At 71.7% G+C, this 22,862-nt stretch carries 26 protein-coding genes; 14 read left to right on the top strand and 12 right to left on the bottom strand.

All coding sequences use genetic code 11. The features are described from left to right. Positions 1–96: 96 nt before the first annotated feature. Together ACZ7PG_RS49200 and ACZ7PG_RS49205 are read left to right on the top strand one after the other, a co-directional pair. A complete protein-coding gene (locus tag ACZ7PG_RS49200) occupies positions 97–837 on the top strand; it encodes an SDR family NAD(P)-dependent oxidoreductase (RefSeq protein WP_470246139.1) in 741 nt (246 codons plus the stop codon). 198 nt (positions 838–1,035) lie between these two features. After that, positions 1,036–2,226: an LCP family protein gene (locus ACZ7PG_RS49205; protein ID WP_470246140.1), complete on the top strand. Its 1,191-nt coding sequence runs from the start codon at positions 1,036–1,038 to the stop codon at positions 2,224–2,226. A gap of 4 nt (positions 2,227–2,230) precedes the next feature. Here ACZ7PG_RS49205 and ACZ7PG_RS49210 read toward each other — a convergent pair whose 3' ends face one another. The 11 genes from ACZ7PG_RS49210 to ACZ7PG_RS49260 all read right to left on the bottom strand — a co-directional run bounded on the left by ACZ7PG_RS49210 (position 2,231) and on the right by ACZ7PG_RS49260 (position 11,715). Continuing rightward, on the bottom strand, positions 2,231–3,421 hold the full coding sequence (locus ACZ7PG_RS49210) for an acyl-CoA dehydrogenase family protein (RefSeq protein ID WP_470246141.1): 1,191 nt from the start codon (positions 3,419–3,421) through the stop codon (positions 2,231–2,233). A 1-nt stretch (position 3,422) separates the two neighbouring features. Further along, the gene (locus ACZ7PG_RS49215; protein WP_470246142.1) at positions 3,423–4,328 is read right to left on the bottom strand and encodes a 3-hydroxyacyl-CoA dehydrogenase NAD-binding domain-containing protein; all 906 of its coding nucleotides are present in this window, start codon (positions 4,326–4,328) and stop codon (positions 3,423–3,425) included. Next, positions 4,325–5,071: an acetoacetate decarboxylase gene (locus tag ACZ7PG_RS49220; RefSeq protein WP_470246143.1), complete on the bottom strand. Its 747-nt coding sequence runs from the start codon at positions 5,069–5,071 to the stop codon at positions 4,325–4,327. Before ACZ7PG_RS49220 ends, ACZ7PG_RS49215 begins: the two co-directional genes overlap by 4 nt. After that, on the bottom strand, positions 5,068–5,808 hold the full coding sequence (locus ACZ7PG_RS49225; protein WP_470246144.1) for a crotonase/enoyl-CoA hydratase family protein: 741 nt from the start codon (positions 5,806–5,808) through the stop codon (positions 5,068–5,070). Before ACZ7PG_RS49225 ends, ACZ7PG_RS49220 begins: the two co-directional genes overlap by 4 nt. A 13-nt stretch (positions 5,809–5,821) precedes the next feature. Next, the gene (locus ACZ7PG_RS49230) at positions 5,822–6,970 is read right to left on the bottom strand and encodes a CaiB/BaiF CoA transferase family protein (protein WP_470246145.1); all 1,149 of its coding nucleotides are present in this window, start codon (positions 6,968–6,970) and stop codon (positions 5,822–5,824) included. Positions 6,971–7,082: 112 nt separating this feature from the next. After that, complete coding sequence (locus tag ACZ7PG_RS49235) at positions 7,083–7,988, bottom strand: LysR family transcriptional regulator (protein WP_470246146.1); 906 nt, start codon at positions 7,986–7,988, stop codon at positions 7,083–7,085. A gap of 194 nt (positions 7,989–8,182) precedes the next feature. After that, the gene (locus tag ACZ7PG_RS49240; RefSeq protein WP_470246147.1) at positions 8,183–9,580 is read right to left on the bottom strand and encodes a sensor histidine kinase; all 1,398 of its coding nucleotides are present in this window, start codon (positions 9,578–9,580) and stop codon (positions 8,183–8,185) included. After that, on the bottom strand, positions 9,577–10,263 hold the full coding sequence (locus ACZ7PG_RS49245; RefSeq protein ID WP_470246148.1) for a response regulator: 687 nt from the start codon (positions 10,261–10,263) through the stop codon (positions 9,577–9,579). The genes ACZ7PG_RS49240 and ACZ7PG_RS49245 overlap by 4 nt, the downstream gene beginning before the upstream one ends. A 45-nt stretch (positions 10,264–10,308) precedes the next feature. Beyond that, complete coding sequence (locus tag ACZ7PG_RS49250; protein ID WP_470246149.1) at positions 10,309–10,497, bottom strand: hypothetical protein; 189 nt, start codon at positions 10,495–10,497, stop codon at positions 10,309–10,311. Then, a complete protein-coding gene (locus ACZ7PG_RS49255; RefSeq protein ID WP_470246150.1) occupies positions 10,494–10,898 on the bottom strand; it encodes a hypothetical protein in 405 nt (134 codons plus the stop codon). Before ACZ7PG_RS49255 ends, ACZ7PG_RS49250 begins: the two co-directional genes overlap by 4 nt. 295 nt (positions 10,899–11,193) lie before the next feature. Beyond that, the gene (locus ACZ7PG_RS49260) at positions 11,194–11,715 is read right to left on the bottom strand and encodes a TetR/AcrR family transcriptional regulator (RefSeq protein ID WP_470246151.1); all 522 of its coding nucleotides are present in this window, start codon (positions 11,713–11,715) and stop codon (positions 11,194–11,196) included. A 23-nt stretch (positions 11,716–11,738) separates the two neighbouring features. Here ACZ7PG_RS49260 and ACZ7PG_RS49265 point away from each other — a divergent pair, with 23 nt between their 5' ends. The 6 genes from ACZ7PG_RS49265 to ACZ7PG_RS49290 all read left to right on the top strand — a co-directional run bounded on the left by ACZ7PG_RS49265 (position 11,739) and on the right by ACZ7PG_RS49290 (position 15,799). Next, positions 11,739–12,182, top strand: coding sequence for an SRPBCC family protein (locus tag ACZ7PG_RS49265; RefSeq protein WP_470246152.1), 444 nt, complete (start codon positions 11,739–11,741; stop codon positions 12,180–12,182). Between the two features lie 66 nt (positions 12,183–12,248). Next, positions 12,249–12,824: a TetR/AcrR family transcriptional regulator gene (locus tag ACZ7PG_RS49270; RefSeq protein ID WP_470246492.1), complete on the top strand. Its 576-nt coding sequence runs from the start codon at positions 12,249–12,251 to the stop codon at positions 12,822–12,824. A gap of 40 nt (positions 12,825–12,864) precedes the next feature. Further along, complete coding sequence (locus tag ACZ7PG_RS49275; RefSeq protein WP_470246153.1) at positions 12,865–13,236, top strand: winged helix-turn-helix transcriptional regulator; 372 nt, start codon at positions 12,865–12,867, stop codon at positions 13,234–13,236. 41 nt (positions 13,237–13,277) lie between these two features. After that, positions 13,278–14,039, top strand: coding sequence for an isocitrate lyase/PEP mutase family protein (locus tag ACZ7PG_RS49280; RefSeq protein WP_470246154.1), 762 nt, complete (start codon positions 13,278–13,280; stop codon positions 14,037–14,039). A 40-nt stretch (positions 14,040–14,079) separates the two neighbouring features. Beyond that, complete coding sequence (locus ACZ7PG_RS49285; RefSeq protein ID WP_470246155.1) at positions 14,080–15,090, top strand: aminotransferase class V-fold PLP-dependent enzyme; 1,011 nt, start codon at positions 14,080–14,082, stop codon at positions 15,088–15,090. Between the two features lie 34 nt (positions 15,091–15,124). Next, entirely contained in the window at positions 15,125–15,799 is a 675-nt protein-coding gene (locus ACZ7PG_RS49290) for a hypothetical protein (protein ID WP_470246156.1), read from the top strand. A gap of 59 nt (positions 15,800–15,858) precedes the next feature. Here the strand turns inward: ACZ7PG_RS49290 and ACZ7PG_RS49295 are convergent, their stop codons facing one another. After that, positions 15,859–16,791, bottom strand: a complete 933-nt coding sequence (locus ACZ7PG_RS49295; protein ID WP_470246157.1) for a ferritin-like domain-containing protein — start codon at positions 16,789–16,791, stop codon at positions 15,859–15,861. Between the two features lie 121 nt (positions 16,792–16,912). Here ACZ7PG_RS49295 and rimP point away from each other — a divergent pair, with 121 nt between their 5' ends. From rimP to rbfA, 6 genes are all read left to right on the top strand, one after another. After that, positions 16,913–17,446 (top strand): ribosome maturation factor RimP, encoded by a 534-nt coding sequence (gene rimP / locus ACZ7PG_RS49300; protein WP_470246158.1) that lies wholly within the window; start codon positions 16,913–16,915, stop codon positions 17,444–17,446. Further along, positions 17,443–18,489 carry a transcription termination factor NusA gene (nusA, locus tag ACZ7PG_RS49305; protein ID WP_470246159.1) on the top strand — a complete coding sequence of 349 codons (1,047 nt, stop codon included), beginning with the start codon at positions 17,443–17,445 and terminating at the stop codon, positions 18,487–18,489. The genes rimP and nusA overlap by 4 nt, the downstream gene beginning before the upstream one ends. 77 nt (positions 18,490–18,566) lie before the next feature. After that, positions 18,567–18,884 (top strand): YlxR family protein, encoded by a 318-nt coding sequence (locus ACZ7PG_RS49310; RefSeq protein WP_470246160.1) that lies wholly within the window; start codon positions 18,567–18,569, stop codon positions 18,882–18,884. Between the two features lie 78 nt (positions 18,885–18,962). Further along, the gene (gene infB / locus ACZ7PG_RS49315) at positions 18,963–21,965 is read left to right on the top strand and encodes a translation initiation factor IF-2 (protein ID WP_470246161.1); all 3,003 of its coding nucleotides are present in this window, start codon (positions 18,963–18,965) and stop codon (positions 21,963–21,965) included. 79 nt (positions 21,966–22,044) lie between these two features. Next, positions 22,045–22,338 (top strand): DUF503 domain-containing protein, encoded by a 294-nt coding sequence (locus ACZ7PG_RS49320; protein ID WP_470246162.1) that lies wholly within the window; start codon positions 22,045–22,047, stop codon positions 22,336–22,338. Positions 22,339–22,356: 18 nt separating this feature from the next. Then, entirely contained in the window at positions 22,357–22,860 is a 504-nt protein-coding gene (gene rbfA, locus ACZ7PG_RS49325; protein WP_470246163.1) for a 30S ribosome-binding factor RbfA, read from the top strand. The last annotated feature ends 2 nt before the right edge of the window (positions 22,861–22,862 follow it).

The following is a 22,862-nucleotide window of genomic DNA, read 5'->3' on the forward strand; positions in this document are numbered from 1 at the left end:
TCCGCGCTGGCGCCGTCGACCTCCGCGCCGTCGACCTCCGGGCCGAGACCGGCGGGCGCCCGCACCGCGGCCACCGCCGGCTGCGAGACTGCCCCCGTGAGCGGAACGGTGCTGGTACTCGGCGGACGCAGCGAGATCGGGCTGGCCGTGGCGGAACGCCTGGCCGGCGACCACGGGAAGGTCGTGCTGGCCGCCCGCCCAGGCGCGGACCTGACCGCCGCCAAGACAACCCTCCGCGAAGCCGGCGCCGAGGCCGTCGAGACGGCCGAGTTCGACGCCGACGATCTCGCCTCTCACGGTCCCTTCCTCGAGAAGGTCGCCGCCGAGCACGGGCCCCTGGACGTCGTCGTGCTCGCCTTCGGCATCCTCGGCGACCAGGCCCGCGCCGAAGCCGACGCCACCCACGCCGCCGCGATCGTCCACACGGACTACGTCGCCCAGGTCGGCGTGCTGACCCACGCCGCGAACCTGCTCCGCGCCCAGGGCCACGGCAGCCTCGTCGTGTTCTCGTCCGTCGCCGGGGTCCGCGTGCGGCGCGCCAACTACGTCTACGGCTCGGCGAAGGCCGGCCTCGACGGCTTCGCGAGCGGCCTCGCCGACGCCCTGGTGGGCTCCGGTGTCCACCTCCTGCTCGTCCGCCCCGGCTTCGTCGTCGGGCGGATGACCGAGGGCATGAGCCCGGCGCCGTTCTCCAGCACGCCGGAGCAGGTGGCCGACGCGACCGTCGCCGCGCTGCGCAAGCGCCGCGGGGTCGTCTGGGTGCCCGGTGTGCTCCGTCCGGTCTTCTTCGGAATGCGCTTGCTGCCGCGCGCGGTCTGGCGCCGGCTGCCGCGCTAGCTGTGTCCACCGCCACAGCACGTTCTCGTGTGCGCGCCGGTACTTTCCGTCGCGAAACCGGCCGATCGGCTGGAAACAGCTCGGCCGATCGGGCAACGTCACGAGCTTTCAACAAGTTTCTCAGCTGATTCCCAGCTAACCCGGTGATCCTCGAAGGCGGGGTCGGAGGTTCACCACAGGGAAGCAAGGGGAAGTGTCGTGCTGCTGTCGTCCCGGGGGCGTCGCATTGGCGTGCGGGTCGCGCTCGGCGTCGTGTCGGCGCTCGTGCTCGGCGCCACCGGGTACGCCTGGTCGCAGCTGAGCAAGCTCGACCACGGTCTCGTGACCGCCAACGTCATTTCGCCGTCGGGGCAGGTCGAGGACGAAGACACCATTCCCGGCGAACCGCTCAAGGTCGCGCAGAACGTCCTGCTCGTCGGGATCGACGCGCGCACCGACGCGTACGGCAACCCGTTGCCGCAGAACGTGCTCGACGCCCTGCACGCCGGCGGCGGCGACGACGGCGGCGACACCACCGACACGATGATCGTGGTCCACATCCCGGCCGGCGGGGCCGCGGCGACGGCGATCTCGATCCCGCGTGACTCCTATGTGGACATCGCGGGCGGGTACGGCAAGCACAAGATCAACTCGGCGTACAGCCGCGGCAAGAACGCCGCGATGGCCGGGCTGCGGTCCCAGGGCCTCTCCGGCGCGCAGCTGGAGATGGCGGCGAACGAGGCCGGCGCGAAGACCTCGATCCAGACGATCGAGAAGTTCACCGGGCTGACGATCAACCACTACGCGGCCATCAACCTCGCCGGCTTCGACGCGCTGTCGCAGGCCGTCGGCGGCGTCGAGGTCTGCCTCAAGGCGCCGGTGCACGACAAGTACTCCGGCGCGGACTTCCCGGCCGGGACGCAGACGCTGTCCGGGCCGCAGGCACTCGCGTTCGTCCGCCAGCGCCACGGCCTGACCAGCGACCTCGACCGGATCGCGCGGCAGCAGGCGTTCCTGTCCGGGATGGCGCAGAAGGTGCTCAGCGCGGGCACGTTCACCAACCCGGCGAAGCTGTCCGCGCTGGTCGACGCGGTGCAGGGGTCCGTGGTGCTGGACCGGGGCTGGGACGTCCTGAGCTTCGCGCAGCAGCTGCGGGGGATGAGCTCGGGGGCGATCGCGTTCGCCACGATCCCGGTGCAGAGCCTGTCGCTGGCCACGCCGTCCGACGGTGACGCGGTGAAGGTCGACCCGGCGCAGGTGCAGCAGTTCGTGCGCACCGCGATCAGCACACCCGCGGTCCAGGCCTCGGGCGACGACACGGCCGGCGGCGTGAAGCCGGTCGCCGCGACGCAGACGCCAGGCACCACGAAGCAGCCGGCGACCAGTGCGGCCGCCGGCTGCGTGAGCTGAATGCTCAGACGAACGCGGACTGTCCCGTGATCGCCTTCCCGACGATCAGCGTGTTCATCTCGCGCGTGCCTTCGAAGGAGTAGATCGCCTCGGCGTCGGCGAAGAACCGCGCGACGTCGTAGCCGAGCACGATCCCGTTGCCGCCGAAGATCTCCCGGCTCCAGGCGACGACCTCGCGCATCCGCGACGTGACGAACGCCTTGGCCAGCGACGAGTGCTCGTCCTTGAAGATCCCCGCGTCCTGCAGGCGGGCGAGCTGCACGAGCATGCCCCACGACGCGGTGATGTTGCCGAGGCTCTTCACGAGCAGGTCCTGCACCAGCTGGAACCGCGCGATCGGCCGGCCGAACTGCTGGCGCTCCTGCGCGTAGGCCAGCGCGGCTTCGTAGGCGCCGATCGCCACGCCGAGCGCCTGCCACGCGACGCCGCCGCGGGTGGCACGCAGGATCTCGGCGACGTCGCGGAAGGAGTCGATGCCCTGCAGGCGGTTCGCCTCCGGCACGCGGACGCCGGTCAGCGTGATCTCGGCGTTCTCGACGATCCGGAACGCGATCTTGCCCTCGATCTTCTCCGGCACGAAGCCCGGCATGTCCTTCTCGACGACGAAGCCCTTGACGTGGTTGTCGTCGACGTCCCGCGCCCAGACCACGATGTAGTCGGCGAAGGTCGCGTTGCCGATCCACTTCTTGGCGCCGTCGAGGACCCAGGTGTCACCGTCCCGCTTGGCCGTGGTGCGCATGCCACCGGCCACATCGGACCCGCCGAGCGGCTCGGTCATCGCGAACGCGCCGATCTTGTCCATGGCGGCCATCTCCGGGAGCCAGCGGTCCCGCTGCTCCTGGCTTCCTCCACTGTAGATCGAGTACATCGCGAGTCCGTTGTGGACACCGAAGAACGTCGCCACGGACGCGTCGGTGCGGCTCATCTCCATCGCCATCATGCCGGTGAGCAGGTGGCTGACCGCGGGCTTGTGCTCGCCGTAGCCCTCGTACGGCAGGCCCGCGAGGCCGCTCTCGCGGAACATCCCGATCAGTTCCTTCGGGAAGGTGCCGGCTTCCCAGTTCTCGTTCACCAGCGGCTTGACGTCGTTGGTCATGAACTCGCGCGCCTTGACGAGCAGCTTGCGCTCGTCGTCGGGCAGCAGCGCCTCGAAGTCGTAGAAGTCGGCGGTCAGCTTGTCCTCGAGCGGTTCCATGTCAGTTCTCCTCCACTGCGGTCAACACTGCGAGCTGCTTGCGGTCGCGCGTCTCGGCGAGTTCCGAGTACGTGGAGGAGCCGTAAGCCTTTTCGACGGCTTCGATGAGCCGTTCCTGCTCTTCCGGGCTCTGGCTGGGGTTTCCCAGCCCGGCCCACATCTTCTTCATGGACTTGCCGATGTGCTCGGCCATGTGCCGGTAGCCGCCGGGGCCGCCACCGAGGTGCGAGCCGAGGAACGGCCCGACGGTCGCCCAGCGGATCCCGAGCGAGTTCGTGATCACGGCGTCCAGTTCTTCGGGCGTCACGACGCCCTGCTCGACGAGGTAGATCGCCTCGCGACTGAGCGCGTTCTGCAGCCGGTTGCCGACGAAGCCGGGGATCTCCTTGCGCTCCACGACCGGCGTCCGGCCGAGTGCGGTGTAGAACTCGACGGCGCTTCGCACGGACTCGTCGCTGGTCTGCTCACCGGGGACGACCTCGACCAGCGGGATCAGGTGCGGCGGGTTGAACGGGTGTCCGATGAGGACACGGCTGCCGTCGATCTCGCCGGTGAACGCCGTCGAGGGGATGGCGCTCGACGAGCTCAGCAGCAGCGCGTGCTTCGGGGCTTCCTCAACCAGCTTCGCGAACAAGTCCTTTTTGAACTCGACGTTTTCGGGACCGTTCTCCTGCACGACATCCGCGTCGCGCACGGCTTCGGTGACGTCGGCGGCGATGCTCACCCGGCTCGCCAGGTCCTCGGCGGTCGTGCCGAGGTGCGGGGCGAACTTCGCCAGCGCGTCGGCGACGGCGTCGGCGAGGTCGGGCCGGGGGTCGGTGACGCGGACGGTCAGGCCGTGGTGGGCGAACAGCGCCGTCCAGGACAGGCCGATGGTTCCGGCACCGATGACTGCGGCGTTCTTCATGACCGCGCTCCCTTCAAGTAGTCGAAGACCGGCTTGACCGGGGCGAGCGTCAGGTCGGTGAGGATGTGGCTCGCGGAGACGACCTCCAGCACCGGCAGGTCGGCCAGCGGGGCCAGGACGTGCTGGAACAGCTGCAGCCGCGCGGGGCCGGTGTAGGCCTCCTTGACCACGACGTCGGTGATCTCGGTGCGGACCAGCTCCTGCACGCGCGGCGCGCCGTCGTAGCCCGGGATCGTCTTGAGCATGAACGTCGGGACCGTGATCTGCCGCTCGGCTTCGCGGACGTCCAGCTCGTGGTGCTTGTAGCCCATGGTCGCGGTCGCCACCCGGAGCGTCCCGTAGTCCAAGGTGCCCACGAGAACACCGTTGTCGGCGTAGAGGTCCGGGCGGCCGATGGTCTTCGGGTACGCGCTGACCTCGCGCCCGGACGCCGTCGCCGGGAAGTTGTCGAGGTACATCGCGTGCAGGTACTCGCCGCGCTCGCCGTCGAAGCTGACCTCGATCGCCTGGCCGGACTCGGTGTACGGGCCGTAGCCGGAGACGTCGCCCATCTTCATGACCTCGAAGCGCACCAACGGTTCTTCGATCTGAAGGGGCTCCGGCACGACGGCACGCAGCGCCTCGGCGTCGGTGCGGTAGACGATGTTCAGGTACTCGCGGTTCGTGAACCTCGGGACCACGGGCGCGAACGCCGGGGCGGTCAGGGGAGTGGTCACGTGCTTGCGGACTTCTTCGATCTTCATTCGCCTGTCCACTTCGGAGCGCGGCGCTCGGCGAAGGCGGTCATGCCCTCGCGGACGTCTCGGGACTGCATCAGTTTCTTGACTTCCTCGCGCTGCACGGCTTTCGGATCCGCCGCGCGCACGATCTTCTTGACGGCGGCGAGCGCGAGGGGCGCGTTCTCCGCCAGCTTCTCGGCCAGCTGGAGCGCGACGGCGGCGGCGTCGCCGGCCGGGGTCACGCGGTTGACCAGGCCCAGCTCGCCGGCTCGACGGCCGGTGACGGGCTCGCCGGTGAGCAGGAACTCCATCGCCAGGTGGTGCGGGATCCGCTTCGGCAGCCGGAGCACGCCACCACCGGCGGCGATCAGGCCGCGCTTCACTTCCGGGAGGCCGAACTGGGCGTCTTCGGCGGCGACGATCAGGTCGCAGCCGAGCGCGAGTTCGAACCCGCCACCCATCGCGAACCCTTCGACCGCGGCGATCAGCGGCTTGGCCAGCTCGGCTTCGGTGAGGCCGCCGAAGCCGCGTCCCGGGATCTCCGGCGACTCGCCCTTCAACGCGGCCTTGAGGTCCATGCCGGCGCTGAAGGTGTTCTCGGCGCCGGTCAGGACGCCCGCTCGCAGCGTCGGATCGGCTTCCAGCTCGTCCAGTGCGGCGGCCAGCCCGGCCGCGACGGCGGCGTTGACCGCGTTGCGGGCCTGGGGCCGGTCGATCGTGATCAGCAGGGTGCTGCCGATCCGCTCGGTACGTACGTCCATGGTCTTGCTTCTTTCAGTTCAGTTCCGCGAGGACTTCGGCGGTGTCCTGGCCGGCCAGCGGGGCCAGGCGGCGGATCGAGCCGGGCGTCGCGGAGAACTTCACCGGGATGCCGACCGTGCGGATGGCGCCCTCGCTCGGGTGCTCGACGGTGTCGAGCAGGTGGCCGTCGCGGACGTAGGGGTCCTCGTGGGCCCGGTCCAGCTCGAGCACCGGCGCCATCGGGATGCTGTGCTTCGCGCAGACCTCGGCCCACTCGTCGGTGGTCAGCGCCGGGGCGCAGGCCGCGATCTGCTCGGTCAGCCACTCGTTGTCGGCGCGGTCGATGGCCTCGCCGTTCACGCGCGGGTCCTCGGCCAGGTCGGGGCGCTCGGCGGCGGCGAAGAAGTCGCGGAAGTTCTTCGGGTTGTACGGGATGACGCAGGCGAGGCCGTCCTTCGTGCGGACCGCGGCGTGGCCCTTCGTCATCGACAGCGCGAACCCGGTGGGGCCTTCGGCCGGCTCGTAGGTGTGCCCGGCGAGGTGTTCGACCAGGTTGAACGCGAGCAGCGTGTCGGTCATCGGGATCTCGATCTGCTGGCCCTGGCCGGTCTTGTCGCGGTGCACCAGCGCGGCGAGCACGCTGTAGGCGATGGTCAGCGACGACACCTTGTCGCCGATGATCGTCGGCAGGTAGACCGGCTCGCCGAGCGCGCGGTTGGCGACGTCGACCAGGCCGGAGGAGGCCTGCACGGTCTCGTCGTAGGCGGCGTTGCCGGCGCGGTCGGAGTCGCCGCGGAAGCCCTGCGCGTGGGCGTAGACCAGGCGCGGGTTGCGCTCGGCGACGTCGGCGTAGTTCAGCCCGAGGCGGCTCAGCGCGCCGGGGCGCATGTTGGTGATCAGCACGTCGGCGGTGTCGATCAGCTTGAGGGCCTGCTCGCGCTCGGTCTCGTCCTTGAGGTTGAGGGCCACGCTGCGCTTGTTGCGGTTGACGTTCAGGTTCAGCGGGGTCATGCCCGGCGTGGTGCGGTACTGGCCCACCCGCACGGTGTCCGCGGGGGACTCGATCTTGATCACGTCGGCGCCGAGGTCGCCGAGGATCTGGGCCGCGTACGGGCCCATGACCACGGTCGAGAGGTCGATCACCCGAACGCCGTCGAGGGGGCCGGTGGTGATGTCCGTCATCATTTCGTCCTTTCGCGCTCTTCGCTCTACTTGCGAACGTAGGCGCGGGCGAGGCAAAAGGGAATGATCATGATGCGCACAATGGTATGACCGCGGTGGTCATACCATTCTTTCAGGTGCTGATCGGGTCTTTGAAGACGTCTTTCGCGGCTTCGACGAGCTCACGCAGGTCGCCGTCGGTCCGATCGCGGCGCCAGAGCAGGCCGGTGTCCAGCTGGGGGCGGAAGTCGGTGAAGGGCAGGACGATGACGTTGTCGAGCCGGTAGCCGTGCATCGGGCTCTTGTCGTCCAGCATGGAAATGGAAAAGGCCTCGCCGCTGGAAATGATTTCGGACATCCCGCCGTAACCGGTGTTGGTCAGGCGGATGCGTTTCTTGACGCCCAGTTCGGCCAATTGGTGATCGAGCTGGTCGAAGTACGCCGGCGTGATTTCCCCAGGTGAGGCGACGTACGGGAATTCGGTCAGCTCGGCGAGGCTCACCGAGTCCCGCCCGGCGAAGAGGTCGGCGGGGACGACGGCGCCGAGCCGTTCCGACATCACCGGCACCTGTTCCAGCGCGGGGTCGGTGACCGGCAGCCGGGCCAGCGTGAGGGCGAGCTTCCCCTCGTGCACACCCTGGACGAGGTCGGCGGTGGTCCCGGGCCAGCGCTTGAGCTCGTACCGGTCGCGAACGCGCCCGGCGAGGGCGTTGACGCGATCCCGCAGGTCGGGGTGCACCCCGGCGGGCATGCCGAGGAAGACGGTGCTGCGCTGCGGCTCGGTCGCCTCCTTCAGCCGCCACGGGATGGCGCTCACTTGCTCGAGGACGTCCCGCGCGAGCGGCAGCAGCGCGGTCCCGGCGGCGGTGAGCGTGACGTGGTGGGTACTGCGGTCGAAAAGCTGCTGCCCCAGTTCGTGCTCGAGGTCCTTGACCCGCTGGGAAAGCGGCGACGCGGCCATGTGCAGCTTCCGCGCGGCCGCGGAGAAGTTCAGTTCCTCGGCGACCGCGACGAAGTAGCGCAGGTGCAGCATCTCCATGCCCCAAACCCTACGGCCCACCCGTGATGCCCCTCCAATCACGCGTGATGCCCGCTCAATCACGCGTGATGCCCGGCCAATCACGTGTGATGCCCGGCTCCGCACACCGGGTGCTCGTGCGCCGCGGGGCATCGCGTGTGACCGGAGGGGCATCACCTGTGATTGGAGGGGCATCACGTGTGTCTAGAGGGGCATCACGGTGTTCGGGGGCGGCGGAGGGGGACTGTGGCTGCTGAGGCGGCCAGGGGGAACGTGATCGTGAACGCGGCGCCGCCCTCGGGGGCCGGGCCGGCTGTCAGGCCGCCGCCCATGCGGGTGACCAGGCCGTGGACCAGGGCCAGGCCGATGCCCGACCCCACCGGGCGGCGGTCGCGGTAGCGGGCGTTCAGGACCCCGCGCTCGAACGCCACCGGGTAGTCCTCCGGGGCCAGGCCGGGGCCGCCGTCGCGGACCGACAGGGACGCCTCCGAAGGGGACACCGACAGCGAAAACACCATGGGCGCGCCGGCCGGTGTCACGCGCAGGGCGTTCTCCGCCAGCCCGTCGACCACCTGACGCAGCCGGCGCGCGTCCGCCAGCACCGGGACCGGGGACGCGGGCACCGAAACGGACAGCCGTACGTCCTCGCGCGCGCACCGCAGCTGCCAGACGTCGGCGCAGTCGCGGACCAGCGCGCCCAGGTCCAGCGACGTGACGTCCAGCCGGAACTCGTCGGCGCCCAGCCGCGCCAGCTCCAACAGGTCGGACACCAGCCGCTCCAGCCGCGCGGCCTCGCGCTGGATCGTCTGCCCGGCGCGGACCGCGTCGTCCCCCGACGCGACGCCGTCCGCGATCGCCTCGGCGAACCCGGTCACGGCGGTCAGCGGCGTCCGCAGCTCGTGCGACACCGACAGCAGGAAGTCCCGCTGCCGCGCTTCGCTCACCGCCAGCGCGTCGGCCAGCGAGTTCAGCGACCCGGCGACCTCGGCCACCTCGCGCGGCCCCTGCACCGGCACCCGGACGTCCCGCCGCCCCGCCCGCAGCGATCCCGCCGCGAGCGCGGCCCGGCGCAGGGGACGGCCCAGCAGCCGGCCGGAAACCCAGCCCGCGAGCGCGGCCACCAGCAGCCCGATGCCCAGCGCCAGCGCGATGTTGCGCACCAGCGCGCGTTGCGTCGCTTCGGCGCTGCGGGCCGGCTGCACCAGCGCGAACGCCGCCCCGCGGGTGCCGACCACCCGCGTCTCGACGAGGTACTGCGCGCCGCCGGCCGTGACGCGCCCGGAGTGGTCCGCGCCGAGCCCGAGCTTGCCCGCGGCCTGCACGGCGACCGCGTCCCCGGCCGCCTGCCCGCCCGCGCGCCGGACCACCACGGAGATGCCCTGCCCGCGCACGACGTCGGCCACCTTGCCCACGCCGAGCCGGTTCCCGATGCCGGTTTCGTCGAGCTGCGACGCGACGACGTCGGCCTGCGCGGCCAGCGACGACTGCAGCACGTTGTCCGCCGTGGTCCGGATCAGCCGGGCCGCGACGAGCCCGGCCACGATCACCGCCACGCCCGCGACGGCGAGGCAGACCAGCGTGATCCGCCCGGCCAGGGTGCCGCGGTACCTCATGCCGGGTCCGCCGCGTAGCCGATGCCGCGCACCGTCCTGATCGGACTGGCGAGGCCGAGTTTCGCCCGCAGCTGCGCCACGTGGACGTCCACCGTCCGCGTCCCCGCCGCCGCGGCGTACCCCCAGACGGCGCTCAGCAGCTGGTCGCGCGAAAGCACCTGCCCGGGGTGCCGGAGCAGGTGCGTCAGGAGGTCGAACTCCGTCGAAGTAAGGGAAACCTCGGCGTCCCCCGCCCAGGCGCGACGGCTGGTGAGGTCGACGCGCGCGCCGCCGACGGTCAGCACCGAGGCGGCCGGCGTCGCCCCCGACGCGCGGCGCAGCACCGTCCGGACCCGGGCGGCCAGCTCGCGCGGGCTGAACGGCTTCGTCAGGTAGTCGTCGGCGCCGATCTCCAGGCCCAGCAGGCGGTCCAGCTCGTCGTCGCGGGCGGTGACGAACAGCACCGGCGTCCAGTCCCCGGCCGCGCGCAGCGCCTTGCAGATCTCGATACCGTCCATTCCGGACAGTCCGATGTCGAGCACGATCGCCACCGGCTTGAGCCGCCGGACGGCGTCGAGCGCCCGCCCGCCGTCCGCCTCGACGTGCACGCCGAAGCCGTCGCGCTTGAGGTACAACGCCGCCAGCTCGGCGATCGCGGCCTCGTCCTCGACCACGAGGACGAGGCCGCGCCCCGGTGACCCCATGCCTGCTCCCGTCTCCGCCGCTGTCAGAGGGGAGACGCTAGCCGGTCAGGGCGAGCCATCGCTGTTCATGTCCGACTCGATGCCGTTGAGTGTCGACTCGACGCCGCTCAGCTCGGACGACGCCGGCGCGCTCCCGGAGTCCGGGGAGCCCATCAGGTTGTCGCGGCAGGCCGAGCAGCCGAGCGCGATGAGCGCGGCGGCCCCGACCGCCGCCGCGACCCTCGCGCCCCTCACTTGGCCGGCTTGCAGTGGGCGGTGGCGAAGGCGTCGAGCTTCTGCTTCGCCGTGTTCAGCTCGCCGATCCGGCCCTGGCGCTTGGTGGCGCGGTCGTCGAGCTTCTTGGCCCGGTCCTCGTGCCCCGCGGTGCGCTGGTCCTGGGCCCGCGCCTTGAGGTTGGCGACCGAGCCGGCGACCTCGGCGCCGCCGTTGATCCGCTTCTCGAGGTTGGCGGCCTTCTTCTGCAGCTTCGGCACCCAGTCGCCGCAGACCTGCTGCGACTCCTCGGGGCTGAGCGTGATCGGCGCGACCGGCGCCGGCGACGTGGTCTGGGCCGAGGCCAGCGGCGCCGCCACCAGCAGGCAGGCCGCGCTCGCGCCGCCCGCCAGCGCCAGCCGCGTCCAGGTGGTTCCTCGCATGGTGTCTCCCTCGTGTCGTGCTTACGAGGAGAACTCTGGCCGGACGGTGTACGGGCGGCGTCCGCCCAGTGTTCGGGGTTTGTAAGGCCGATGGTGACCGACGTCCGCGGGGTCGAACGGCTGCCCGTCGGTGTCTCCGGCACCCCGAAGCTTGATTGTGACTACGGCCGGCCGCGCCGCGTCAAGGCGGGAAAGATGCCTTGACCCGGCACTGCCGGCCGTGTTCTGGCTTCGGATCGGGGTGCGGGGGAGGTCTGGGTTCTCGCTCGTCCTCGTTCTCCGTGACCCTTGCTTGCTAGTAGCGCGCCGCGAACTGCTCCATCGCTGCGTTCACGGCGTCCAGGTCGCCCGTCGTCACGAGGTCGAGCAGCAGCCCGCGCGTGACGGCTAGGGCGAGCCGCGCCTGCGCTGGCCGGTCGGCTTCGGGGACGCCTCGCTCCGCCAGCAGTGCCTCGATCGGGCCCAGCCAGTCCTCGATGATGCCGTCGAGGAACTCGGCCGTCCCTGGGGCGCCGCCTAGGGCCTGGCCGTAGAGCTGGAAGAAGAGCTTCTCGTTGGCGCGCAGGTCGTCCGCCGTCAGCCGGCGCCAGAACTCCGCTGGGTCTAGGCCGGCCAGTGCCTTCCGCTGCCGGGCCTCTACCTCGCGCGCCACCGCTGTGAGCAGGCCTTCCTTGGAGCCGAAGTGGTAGATCAGCATGCGGTGGCTCGTGCCGATCCCGGTGGCCAGTGTCCGCAGGCTCTGCTCCGCCCCGCCGTGGTGGGCGATGTGGGCGATCGCCGCGTCGAGGAGCTTCGCGCGCGGGCTTGTGTCGATCATGTACCATATGGTACACGTACCAAATGGTACAGAGAATTTCGGTTCGCAGGGTGACAACCGCGGACGCTGACACCGTCTACGCGTTGCTGCGGGACGGTGCGAGCTGGCCCCGCTGGTCGCCGCTGGGGTCGTTCGAGCTGGTCCGCGAAGGTGTCGACGAGCCCGAAGGCCTCGGTGCGATCCGGCTGTTCCGGACCGGTGGCCTCCGCTCGTACGAGGAGATCGTCGCCCTCGAGCCCGGCCGGCGGTTCGGCTACGCGCTCGACCACGGCCTGCCGCTGCGGGACTACGTCGCCTACGTGGACCTGTCCCCGGTGGACGGCGGTGGCACGGAGATCCACTGGCACTCGACCTTCACCGCGAAGATCCCCGGCACCGGCTGGTTCTACCGCCGGTTCCTCGGCCGCTTCATCGGGCGGGTGGTCGCCGGGCTGGTCGACGCGGCCGGGGTGCGCGCGGCCCCATAAAGTGGGCGCATGTCAGCGCCACGACGGGGAACGACCGGCCGCACGCAGGAGGAACGCAGCGCGGCGATGCGCGTCCGGCTGCTCGACGCGACGATCGACTGCCTCGTCGAGTACGGCTACGCGGGCACGACGACCACCCGGGTGGCCGATCGCGCCGGCGTCACGCGCGGCGCGCAGGTGCACCACTTCCCGACTAAGGCCGACCTGGTGACGTCGGCGATCCGGCACCTCGCCCGCAAGCGCACCGAGGTCGCGATGGCCGAGCTCGACCGCCTCCGCGCGTCCAGCGACCCGGTCGGCGACGCGCTGCAGCTGATGTGGGAGATGCACCAGGGCCCGGTGTTCTCGGCGACGGTCGAGCTGTGGGTCGCCGCCCGCACGGACCCGGAGCTGCGCGGGCAGATGGCGGAGGTCGAGCCGATCGCGACGTCCAGCCTGGTCGAGTTCGGCCGCGCGCTGCTGCCGGAGCACGCGGCGCACCACGAGTTCCTGCACGCGGTGTACACGGCGATGGACGTGGTGCGCGGCATCCTCATCGCGAGCTGGGCGACGCGGGACCAGGAGGAGCTGGAGGCCCGCTGGGAGCGCGGCCGCCGGCACCTGCGCCTCCTGTTCACCACCTTGATGGCCGCTACCGCCTGAACGGCGTGTTACTCTCCCTGGGAAAGTAAGGAGACGTGCCGTGCTGTCGAACCCGTACGATCGCAACTGCCCGACCCGTCAGCTGCTCGACCGCATCGGCGACCAGTGGACGGTGTTGATCGTCGGCGCCCTGAAGGACGGGCCGCTGCGGTTCACGGCGATCGGGCACCGGGTCGACGGGATCTCGCAGAAGGTCCTGACCCAGACGCTGCGCAGCCTGGTCCGCGACGGGATCCTGACCCGCACGGCGTACGCGGTGATCCCGCCGAAGGTGGAGTACGAGCTGACGACGCTGGGCCGCAACCTGTCCGAGCCGCTGGAGATGCTGGACCAGTGGGCCCGGCAGCACATGACGGCGGTCCAGGACGCCCGGGACGCCTACGACGCGGAGCACACCCCCGCGAGCGCGTGAGTTCGGCGCCCGCCGAAGCGTCGCGCGCCTAGGTTCGGGCCATGGACGAATTCCGTGCCCTGCACGTACCCGGGTCCCCGCTGCTGCTGCCGAACGCGTGGGAGTTCGGCGTCGGCGCCTTCCTCGCCGCGCAGGGTTTCCGCGCCCTCGGCACCACCAGCCTCGGCGTCTCCGCGGCAGCCGGTGAGCCCGACGGCGCGCCGTCGACGCGGGACGCCACCGTCGCACTGGCCCGCCGCCTCGCCCGGCTGGACGTCCTGGTCAGCGTCGACATCGCCGACGGCTTCAGCGCCGATCCCGCCGCCGTCGCCGACCTGGCCGCCGAGCTCGCCGACGCCGGTGCCGTCGGCGTCAACCTCGAAGACGGCCGTGCGGACGGCTCGCTCGCGCCGGTCGAACACCAAATAGCGCTGGTCGAGGCGGTGAAGGACCGCGTCCCGGACCTGTTCCTCAACGCCCGCACGGACACCCACTGGTCCGGCGACCGCTCGATCGACTCCGCCGAAGAACGCGTGAAGGCCTACGCGGCGGCCGGCGCCGACGGAGTCTTCGTGCCCGGCCTGGCCGACCCTGCCGACGTCGAGCGGGTCGTCGCCGCCGGGCTGCCGGTCAACCTGCTGTTCCTGCCCGGGAAGGTCACCTTCGCCGGGCTGGCGGAGCTGGGCGTCGCGCGGGTCAGCCTCGGCTCGCTGCCCTACCGGATGGCGCTGCGGGCCGCCGCGGAGACGGCGCTGGCGGTCCGCGACGGCGGTGCGCTGCCGCTGAGCCCGCCGGGCTACGCCGACGTCGTCGCGCTGCTGTAAGGGGTGAACTGTCCCGCGCGGGTCTGCTTGGCTCGAAGGCATGCGCGCCTTCGGAACCGACTTCGCCGTCCCGCCCGGCTACCTCAACACGCCCAGCGTCGGCATCCCGCCGGCCCCGGTGGCCGCCGCGGTGGCCGAGTCGGTCGAACGCTGGCGCACCGGCGCGACCCGGCCGGGGGAGTTCGACCAGTACGTCGACCGGTCGCGGGCCGGGTTCGCCCGGCTGCTCGGCGTCGAACCCGGGCGCGTCGCGATCGGCGCGTCGGTCTCGCAGCTGGTCGCGAACGTCGCCGCCGCGCTGCCGGACGGCACCCGCGTGCTCGCCGCCGAGGGCGACTTCACCAGCGTGACCTTCCCGTTCGCGGCTCAGGACGTCACGGTGACCGAAGTGCCGCTGGAGCTGCTGCCCGAGCGGGTCGAGGGCCACGACGTCGTCGCGGTGAGCGTCGTCCAGTCCGCCGACGGCCGGATCGTGGACCTCCCCGCGCTGCGGGCTGCCGCCGAGGCCGCCGGGGCGGCGGTGCTGCTCGACGCCACCCAGGCCGTGGGCTGGCTGCCCCTGGACGTCGCCTGGGCGGACTGGGTGGTCGCGGCGGGGTACAAGTGGCTGCTGTCGCCGCGCGGCTGCGCGTGGCTCGCCGTGCGGCCGGACGCGCACGAGCGCACCCGGGCGGTCGCGGCGAACTGGTACGCGGGGGAGGACCCGTGGGCCACCGTCTACGGCCTCCCGCTGCGCCTGGCCGGCGACGCCCGCGCGTTCGACCTCTCGCCGGTCTGGCTCGCCCAGGTCGGCGCCGCGGCCGCGCTGGAGTACCTCGGCGGCCTCGACCTCGCGCAGGTCGCGGCGCACAACACCGGCCTGGCCGACCTGCTGCTCGAGAAGCTCGGGCTGCCCCCGCGCGGCAGCGCGATCGTCTCGCTCGACGCCGATCCGGAGCGGGTCGCGGCGGCGGGGATCGTCTCGAGCGTCCGCGGCGGCCGGGTGCGGGTCGGCTTCCACCTCTACAGCACCGCTGACGACGTCGAACGCGTCTTACCCGCATTCGAGTGAACCGCTCCGGGACGGTGAACTACCGTATGGCCCCGTGGTTGGTGCGCATTTCACCCCAGGCCCGTCCGACACGGCCCCGCTGGGCGCGGTTCCCCCGCAGCCCCGGCCCCCGGCGCCCGGACCGCCGGCGCGCGACACCCGGTCCCTGCTGATCAGGGGCGCCGGGCTGGTCGCGATCGCCGTCGTCTCCGGGCTGCTGTGGTTCCTGATCCGGCACGACTCGACGCCCGACGGGCCGGTCGCGCAGCCGCCGGTCCAGAACACCGGGAAGTACCAGTTCACGCTGGTCGCCGGGCCGGCGAAGTCCAACGAGTGCGCCACGAAGTCGTACGGCAAGACGCACGACTTCTTCCAGGACAACGAGTGCCAGTCGCTGGTCCGCGCGCTCTACACGACGGAGTCGGGCGGCGCGAAGGCGCTGGTGTCGGTGGTGCTGGTCGGGATGCCGGACTCGACGAAGGCGAAGGCGCTCAAGACGCTGACCGAGCAGGACGGCACCGGCAACGTCACGGACCTGGTGAAGGACAAGACGTTCACCGGCGACGACGTCCCGAGCGTGAGCGGCTCGGACGCGGCGTACGCGTCGAGCGTGGACGGCACGAACACGACGATCGTGCTGGCCGACTTCTACGCGAAGCACAAGGACAAGAAGCTGATCGAGGCCATCGCGGACGACGCCGTGCGCCTGTCGGCCGACCTCAAGGGCTGACCCGCTCTCCCGAAAGCCGTGAAGGCCGGTAAGCAGGCCTTCACGGCTTCAGCAAGGGCTCAGCTCGCCTGGCCGGGCATCGCGATCGCCACCGGCTTCTCGCCCGCCTCGGACCGCCACGGCGTCCCGCGTCGCGAAGCCGCCACCAGCGCGTGCAGGGCCGTCGTGCGCAGGGCCCCGTCGTCGGTGTGGTTCACCACCGCCAGCCACGCCGACGCGCAGTCGGCCTCGGCCGTCGCGACGACCAGTGACGCCGACTTCGCGTCCGTCACCGGCTTCTTCGGCACGTACGCCGCTTCGGGCGCGACAGGCGTCGCCCCGGACGCGGACAGCATCGTCTGCAGCAGGTCGCGGCGCACGGCGTGCTCCGCCGCGCCGGCCTTCTCGCCCTCGGCGAAGTCGGCCGGCAGGAACGCGCTGACCAGGCCGTACACCCAGACGGCGGCGTGCTCGGCGGCGAGCGCCGTCTGCAGCGGGTCCACCGCCTCCGCCGGCACCGCGCCGGTGGTCCCGGCGATCGCCGGGGCGTCCTCGCCGGGGCCCAGCGCCGGGGCAGTGCGCTGCAGCGCCGCACAGCCCGCCGCCACCGCCGCGACGAGCCCGGCGCGGTAGCGCGGCAGCCCGCCGACGAGGTCTTCGGCCTGCTTGCGCGCGGTCGCCAGCCGCTCCTTCAGGTCACCCAGCGAGGCCGGCGCCGGCGGCGTCGCCGACGACGAGGGTTTCGGCCGGTTCAGCCGGTCCACTTCGGACTTCAGCGCGGCCGCGTGGGCCGCGCGCGCGTCGGCGAGCTGGCCGGCGGCGTCGGCGTTCTCGCCCTTGGCCAGCGTCCGCGCGGCGGCGGCGTCCGCCTCGGCGGCGGCCAGCAGCGGCTGCAACGGGTCGGGGCTCTCGTCGTAGCCGGGCCCGCACGCGGCCAGGGGGACGGCCAGCGCGGCCAGCGCCCCCGCGCGGAGGGCGGCACGACGGGTCAGGTCGGTCGGTCTTCCGGTCACGTCGGCCCATCCTGCCAGGCCCCGAGGTGGCCCCGCCGCTCGCGCGGGCCGAGGGGGCGACCGGATAAGCTGGTCCACCACCGACCCGCGCCACCGCGTTCCGAAACAAGGAGAGCCCCACGTGCCAGGAGAACTCGCCAGCCGGCTTCAGCCGATAGTGGCCGAAGCCGTCACCGCCGCGGGTTTCGACCTCGATTCGTTCGAGGTGCAGCAGGCCGGCCGGCGGCAGCTGGTCAAGGTCGTCGTCGACTCCGACGACGGTGTCGGGCTGGACGAGGTCGCCGAGGTCAGCCGCAAGGTCTCGGCGGCGCTCGACGAGAACGAGCACGTGCTCGCGAGCGCGTACACGCTGGAGGTCACCTCGCCGGGCCTCGACCGCCCGCTCGTCGAGCGGCGGCACTGGCGGCGCGCGCGGTTCCGCCTGGTGAAGATCACCCCGGCCGAGGGCACGGCCTTCGTGGGCCGGGTCGGTCACGCGGGCGAGGACGCCGCCCGCGTCCTCGAAGGCGGCAAGATCCGCGACGTCCGCTACGCCGACGTGGCGAAGGCGGTCGTGGAGATCGAGTTCAAGCAGCCGCCCGCCGAGGACCTGAAACTGCTCGAAGACGACGCGTCCGGCATGATCGCCGCCGAGACGGAGAAGGGGCAGAAGTGAACGTCGACATCGCCGCGCTGCGGGCGATCGAACGGGACAAGGACATCCCCTTCGAAACGGTGATCGAGGCCATCGAGACGGCCTTGCTCACCGCGTACAGGCACACCGAGGGCCACCAGTCGCACGCCCGCATCGACATCGACCACAAGACCGGCCTGGTGCGCGTGCTGGCGCGCACGCTGACCCACGACGGCGAGACCGACGAGGAGTGGGACGACACCCCCGAGGGCTTCGGCCGGATCGCCGCCACCACCGCGCGCCAGGTCATCCTGCAGCGGCTGCGCGACGCCGAGCACGAGAAGACCTTCGGCGAGTTCTCCACCAAGGAGGGCGAGATCGTCGCCGGCGTGATCCAGCGCGACGCCCGCGCCAACGCCCGCGGCATGGTCGTGGTCCAGGTGGGTGACACCGAGGGCGTGCTGCCGTCGGCGGAGCAGGTGGCCGGCGAGTCGTACGAGCACGGCAGCCGGATCAAGGCCTACGTCGTCACCGTCTCGCGCGGCAACCGTGGCCCGCAGATCACGCTCTCGCGCTCGCACCCCAACCTCGTGCGCAAGCTGTTCGCGCTGGAGGTCCCGGAGATCGCCGACGGGACGGTCGAGATCGCCGCCGTCGCGCGCGAGCCGGGGCACCGCACGAAGATCGCCGTGAAGTCCACCGTGGCGGGCGTGAACGCCAAGGGCGCCTGCATCGGCCCGGTCGGCGCGCGCGTGCGCAACGTGATGAGCGAGCTGGCCGGTGAGAAGATCGACATCATCGACTACTCGGAGGATCCGGCCCGGTTCGTGGGGAATGCCCTGTCCCCGGCGAAGGTTGTTTCGGTACGAGTAGTGGACGAGCGGGCGAAGACCGCCCGCGTCGTGGTGCCGGACTTCCAGCTGTCGCTGGCGATCGGCAAGGAGGGCCAGAACGCCCGCCTCGCCGCCCGCCTGACCGGCTGGCGGATCGACATCCGCAGCGACGCCGCACCGGTGGACGACGAGGGTGATCAAGACCACGCCGGTCCGTCGCGGCCCGCCGCGGCAACCGGTTCGGCTGAGTGAAGGTCGAAGCGCTAGACTCAGGAGTGGTTCAACGCCCGCGGCGGGTAGCCGAGCACCAGCCCCACCGGAATTCTCCGGTGCGGACTTGTGTCGGCTGCAAGCGGCGGGCATTGATCGGTGAGCTGCTGCGCGTGGTCGCGGTGGCCGGGCGGGTGGTCGTCGACGAACGTCGGCGGCTGCCGGGCCGGGGAGCTTGGCTGCACCCCGACCCGGACTGCCTGGCCAAGGCCGAACGGCGGCGAGCCTTCCCGAGAGCCTTGCGGGCTCCCGGGGCGCTCGACGTTCGCGAGGTCGGCGAGCACGTCGGGCGCACCACTTCGCACCACGAGGCCGGGACATACCCGGCTTCGCGAGGAACCAAGGAAGCAGGTCGACCCGTCATGAGTCAGCCGTGAAGCTGAAGCCATGAACGCGAGACAATAAGGACGAGGTCAGCGGGTTCTCCGCCTGGCCTCCCCTAGATGAGGAGAGCTGTGCCAGGCAAGGCCCGAGTACACGAGCTCGCTAAGGAGCTCGGCATTACCAGCAAGGACGTTCTCGCGAAGTTGAAGGAACAAGGCGAGTTCGTAAAGTCCGCGTCGTCCACGGTCGAGGCGCCCGTCGCCCGCCGTCTCCGGGACGCGTACGCGCCCAAGGGCGCCAAGAAGCCCGCTCCGACCCCCGGTCCGTCGGCGCGCCCCGGGCCCCCGGCCGCCAAGCCGGGCGCTCCCGCGCCCAAGCCCGCGTCGCCCGCTCCCCAGCAGCAGGCGCCCGCGGCGAAGGCCGCCCCCGCGGCGGCCCCGCAGCAGCAGGCACCGGCTTCGAAGCCGGCCGCCGCACCGGGTGGCCGTCCCGCGGGCCCCGGTCCGCGTCCCGGCCCGCGTCAGCAGCCGGCCGCGCCCGCTCCCCAGGAGCAGGTCCCGGCCGCGAAGGCCGAAGCGCCCGCCGCACCCAAGCAGGAGACCCCGGCCGCGCCCTCGGGCAACACCGGTTCGGTCGTCCCGCCGAAGCCGCAGGGCCCCAAGCCCGGCGGTCCGAAGCCCGGTCCGCGCACCCCGCGGGTCGGCAACAACCCGTTCGGCGTCGGTTCCGGCGCCCCGCCGCGTCCGCAGGGCCCGCGCCCGGGTGGCGGCCAGGGCGGCGACAACCGCCCGCCGCGTCCCGGCGGGACCGGTGGCGGCGGTGACCGTCCGGCTCCCCGTCCCGGTGGCGGCGCCGGTGGCAACCGGCCGAGCCCGGGCAACATGCCCCCGCGGCCGAACCCCGGCATGATGCCGGGCCGCACGCAGCGCCCGGCCGGTCCCGGCGGTGGCGCTCGCGGTGGTCCCGGTGGCGGCGCCCGTGGCGGCCCCGGTGGCGGCGGCGGTCGTCCCGGTGGCGGTGGCGGCGGTGGCTTCCGCGGCGGTCCCGGTGGCGGTGGCGGCGGCGGTGGCTTCCGCGGCGGCCCCGGCGGCGGCGGTCCCGGTGGCGGCGGTGGCGGTTTCCGTCCGGGTGGCGGCACCGGTGCCCCGGCCGGCGGCGGCGGTTTCCGCGGCGGCGGCGGTGGCCGTGGTGGCCCCGGTGGCCGTGGTGGCACCGCGGGTGCCTTCGGGCGTCCGGGTGGTCCCTCGCGCAAGGGTCGCAAGTCGAAGCGGCAGAAGCGCCAGGAGTACATGGACAACATGCAGGCGCCCAGCGTCGGCGGCGTCCGCCTGCCCAAGGGGCAGGGCGAGACGATCCGGCTGCCGCGGGGTGCTTCGCTGACCGACTTCGCCGAGAAGATCGACGCCAACCCGGCTTCGCTGGTGCAGGTGCTCTTCCACCTCGGCGAGATGGTCACCGCGACGCAGTCCGTGTCGGACGACATCCTCGAGCTGCTCGGCGGCGAAATGAACTACACGGTTCAGGTCGTCAGCCCCGAGGAAGAAGACCGCGAGCTGCTGGAGACCTTCGACATCACCTACGGCGACGACGCCGGTGGCGAAGAGGACCTGCAGGTCAGGCCGCCGGTCGTGACCATCATGGGTCACGTCGACCACGGTAAGACCCGACTGCTCGACACGATCCGGAAGACGAAGGTCCGCGAGAGCGAGGCCGGCGGCATCACGCAGCACATCGGTGCGTACCAGATCGAGACCGAGCTCGAGGGCAACCCGCGCCTGATCACCTTCATCGACACCCCGGGTCACGAGGCGTTCACCGCCATGCGTGCCCGTGGTGCCAACTCGACCGACATCGCGGTGATCGTGGTGGCGGCCGACGACGGTGTGATGCCGCAGACGGTCGAGGCGATCAACCACGCGCAGGCCGCCAAGGCCCCGATCGTGGTCGCGATCAACAAGATCGACAAGGAAGGCGCGAACCCGGACAAGATCCGGCAGCAGCTGACCGAGTACGGCCTGGTCGCCGAGGAGTACGGCGGCGACACGATGTTCGTCGAGATCTCCGCGCGGCAGAACATCAACATCGACGGCCTGCTCGAGGCGATCCTGCTGACCGCCGACGCCGCTCTGGACCTCCGGGCCAACCCGGACATGGAGGCCCAGGGTGTCGCGATCGAGGCGCACCTCGACCGCGGCCGCGGCCCGGTGGCCACCGTCCTGGTCCAGCGCGGCACGCTGCGCGTCGGCGACTCGGTCGTGGCGGGTGACGCCTACGGCCGCGTCCGCCGGATGGTCGACGAGCACAACGTCGACGTCACCGAGGCGCTGCCGTCGCGTCCCGTCCAGGTCATCGGGTTCACCTCGGTGCCGGGTGCGGGCGACACCTTCCTGGTGGTCGACGAGGACCGCGTCGCCCGGCAGATCGCCGAGCGCCGCGCCGCTCGCACGCGCAACGCGCTCAACGCGTCGCGCCGCAAGCGGGTCAGCCTCGAGGACCTCGACTCCGCCTTGAAGGAGACGAACAGCCTCAACCTGATCATCAAGGGTGACAACTCGGGTACGGTCGAGGCCCTCGAAGCCTCGCTGCTCCAGCTGGACGTCGGCGACGAGGTCGAGCTGAACGTGGTCCACCGCGGTGTCGGTGGCGTGACCGAGTCGGACATCGACCTGGCGACCGCGTCCGACGCGATCGTCCTCGGGTTCAACGTCCGCGCCCAGGGCAAGGCGACCGAGCGGGCCACCCGCGAGGGCGTCGACGTCCGGTACTACACGGTCATCTACCAGGCGATCGACGAGATCGAGCAGGCCCTCAAGGGCATGCTCAAGCCGGAGTACGAAGAGGTCGAGCTGGGCCGCGCGGAGGTTCGCGAGGTCTTCAAGTCCTCCAAGATCGGCACGATCGCGGGTTGCCTGGTCATGTCCGGCGAGATCCGGCGCAACGCCCGGGCCCGTCTGCTCCGCGACGGCACCGTCGTGGCGGAGAACCTGCCGATCAGCTCGCTGCGGCGGTTCAAGGACGACGTGGTCGAGGTCCGTGAAGGTTACGAGTGCGGTCTCACGCTGGGCTCGTACGGCGACCTCAAGGTCGGCGACCTGATCGAGACCTACGAGCAGCGCGAGAAGCCGCGCGCGTAAGGCGTGTGTCCCCGGGTGTGCGGTTTCGGCCGCACACCCGGGGATTCGCTTCCCATTCCTACGACACCACCCATTGCCTATGTTCGTCGGAGCCCTCGAGCTCGACATCCTGCTCGGTGACGTCCATTCGCTGAAGCAGAAGCGATCCGTGGTCCGTCCGGTGCTGGCGGAGGTGCGCAAGCGCTTCGACGTCTCGGTGGCCGAAGCCGGGCACACCGACCTGCACCGCCGGACCCTCATCGGGGTGGCCGTGGTCGCCGAAGGTGGCGAACACGTGCGTGACGTGCTCGACTCGTGTGAGCGGTACGTGGCGAGCAGGCCGGAGTTCGAACTGCTTTCCGCGCACCGCCGGCTGCTCGGCCCGGACGACTGACTTTTCTAGGAGAACGACATGGCTGATCCGGCTCGGGCTCGCAAGCTCGCCAAGCGGATCTCGCAGATCGTGGCGTCCGCGATCGAACACGAGGTCAAGGACACCCGGCTCGACTACGTGACCATCACGGACACGAAGGTCACCGGCGACCTGCACGACGCCACGGTGTACTACACGGTGCTCGGCGAGAAGCTGGACGTCCCCCCGGACTTCGCCGGCGCCGCCGCCGCGCTCGAATCGGCGCGCGGGATGCTCCGCACGAAGGTCGGGCAGGGCACCGGGGTCCGCTACACCCCGACGCTGACGTTCGTCGCGGACACCATCCCCGAGGAGTCGAAGCGGATCGAGGACCTCCTCGCGAAGGCCCGCGAGGCCGACGCGGAGGTCGCGCGTCGCTCGGCCGGTGCCCAGCACGCCGGCGATGTCGACCCGTACAAGGCGCCTCGCGAAGACGCCGACGACGAAGACGACACCGAAGACGTCGAGGTCGACGAGTTCGCGGAGAAGGAGAGCCGGGGCTGACC

Source organism: Amycolatopsis sp. NPDC114504 (assembly GCF_055633595.1).

Bases quoted from the DNA above. Each gene is read 5' to 3' on its own strand.
- ACZ7PG_RS49210 (WP_470246141.1), bottom strand. From the start codon at position 3,421: ATGGAACCGCTCGAGGACAAGCTGACCGCCGACTTCTACGACTTCGAG.
- ACZ7PG_RS49215 (WP_470246142.1), bottom strand. From the start codon at position 4,328: ATGAAGAACGCCGCAGTCATCGGTGCCGGAACCATCGGCCTGTCCTGG.
- ACZ7PG_RS49220 (WP_470246143.1), bottom strand. From the start codon at position 5,071: ATGAAGATCGAAGAAGTCCGCAAGCACGTGACCACTCCCCTGACCGCC.
- ACZ7PG_RS49225 (WP_470246144.1), bottom strand. From the start codon at position 5,808: ATGGACGTACGTACCGAGCGGATCGGCAGCACCCTGCTGATCACGATC.
- ACZ7PG_RS49230 (WP_470246145.1), bottom strand. From the start codon at position 6,970: ATGACGGACATCACCACCGGCCCCCTCGACGGCGTTCGGGTGATCGAC.
- ACZ7PG_RS49235 (WP_470246146.1), bottom strand. From the start codon at position 7,988: ATGGAGATGCTGCACCTGCGCTACTTCGTCGCGGTCGCCGAGGAACTG.
- ACZ7PG_RS49240 (WP_470246147.1), bottom strand. From the start codon at position 9,580: ATGAGGTACCGCGGCACCCTGGCCGGGCGGATCACGCTGGTCTGCCTC.
- ACZ7PG_RS49245 (WP_470246148.1), bottom strand. From the start codon at position 10,263: ATGGGGTCACCGGGGCGCGGCCTCGTCCTCGTGGTCGAGGACGAGGCC.
- ACZ7PG_RS49255 (WP_470246150.1), bottom strand. From the start codon at position 10,898: ATGCGAGGAACCACCTGGACGCGGCTGGCGCTGGCGGGCGGCGCGAGC.
- ACZ7PG_RS49260 (WP_470246151.1), bottom strand. From the start codon at position 11,715: ATGATCGACACAAGCCCGCGCGCGAAGCTCCTCGACGCGGCGATCGCC.
- ACZ7PG_RS49265 (WP_470246152.1), top strand. From the start codon at position 11,739: ATGGTACAGAGAATTTCGGTTCGCAGGGTGACAACCGCGGACGCTGAC.
- ACZ7PG_RS49270 (WP_470246492.1), top strand. From the start codon at position 12,249: ATGCGCGTCCGGCTGCTCGACGCGACGATCGACTGCCTCGTCGAGTAC.
- ACZ7PG_RS49280 (WP_470246154.1), top strand. From the start codon at position 13,278: ATGGACGAATTCCGTGCCCTGCACGTACCCGGGTCCCCGCTGCTGCTG.
- ACZ7PG_RS49285 (WP_470246155.1), top strand. From the start codon at position 14,080: ATGCGCGCCTTCGGAACCGACTTCGCCGTCCCGCCCGGCTACCTCAAC.
- ACZ7PG_RS49320 (WP_470246162.1), top strand. From the start codon at position 22,045: ATGTTCGTCGGAGCCCTCGAGCTCGACATCCTGCTCGGTGACGTCCAT.
- rbfA (WP_470246163.1), top strand. From the start codon at position 22,357: ATGGCTGATCCGGCTCGGGCTCGCAAGCTCGCCAAGCGGATCTCGCAG.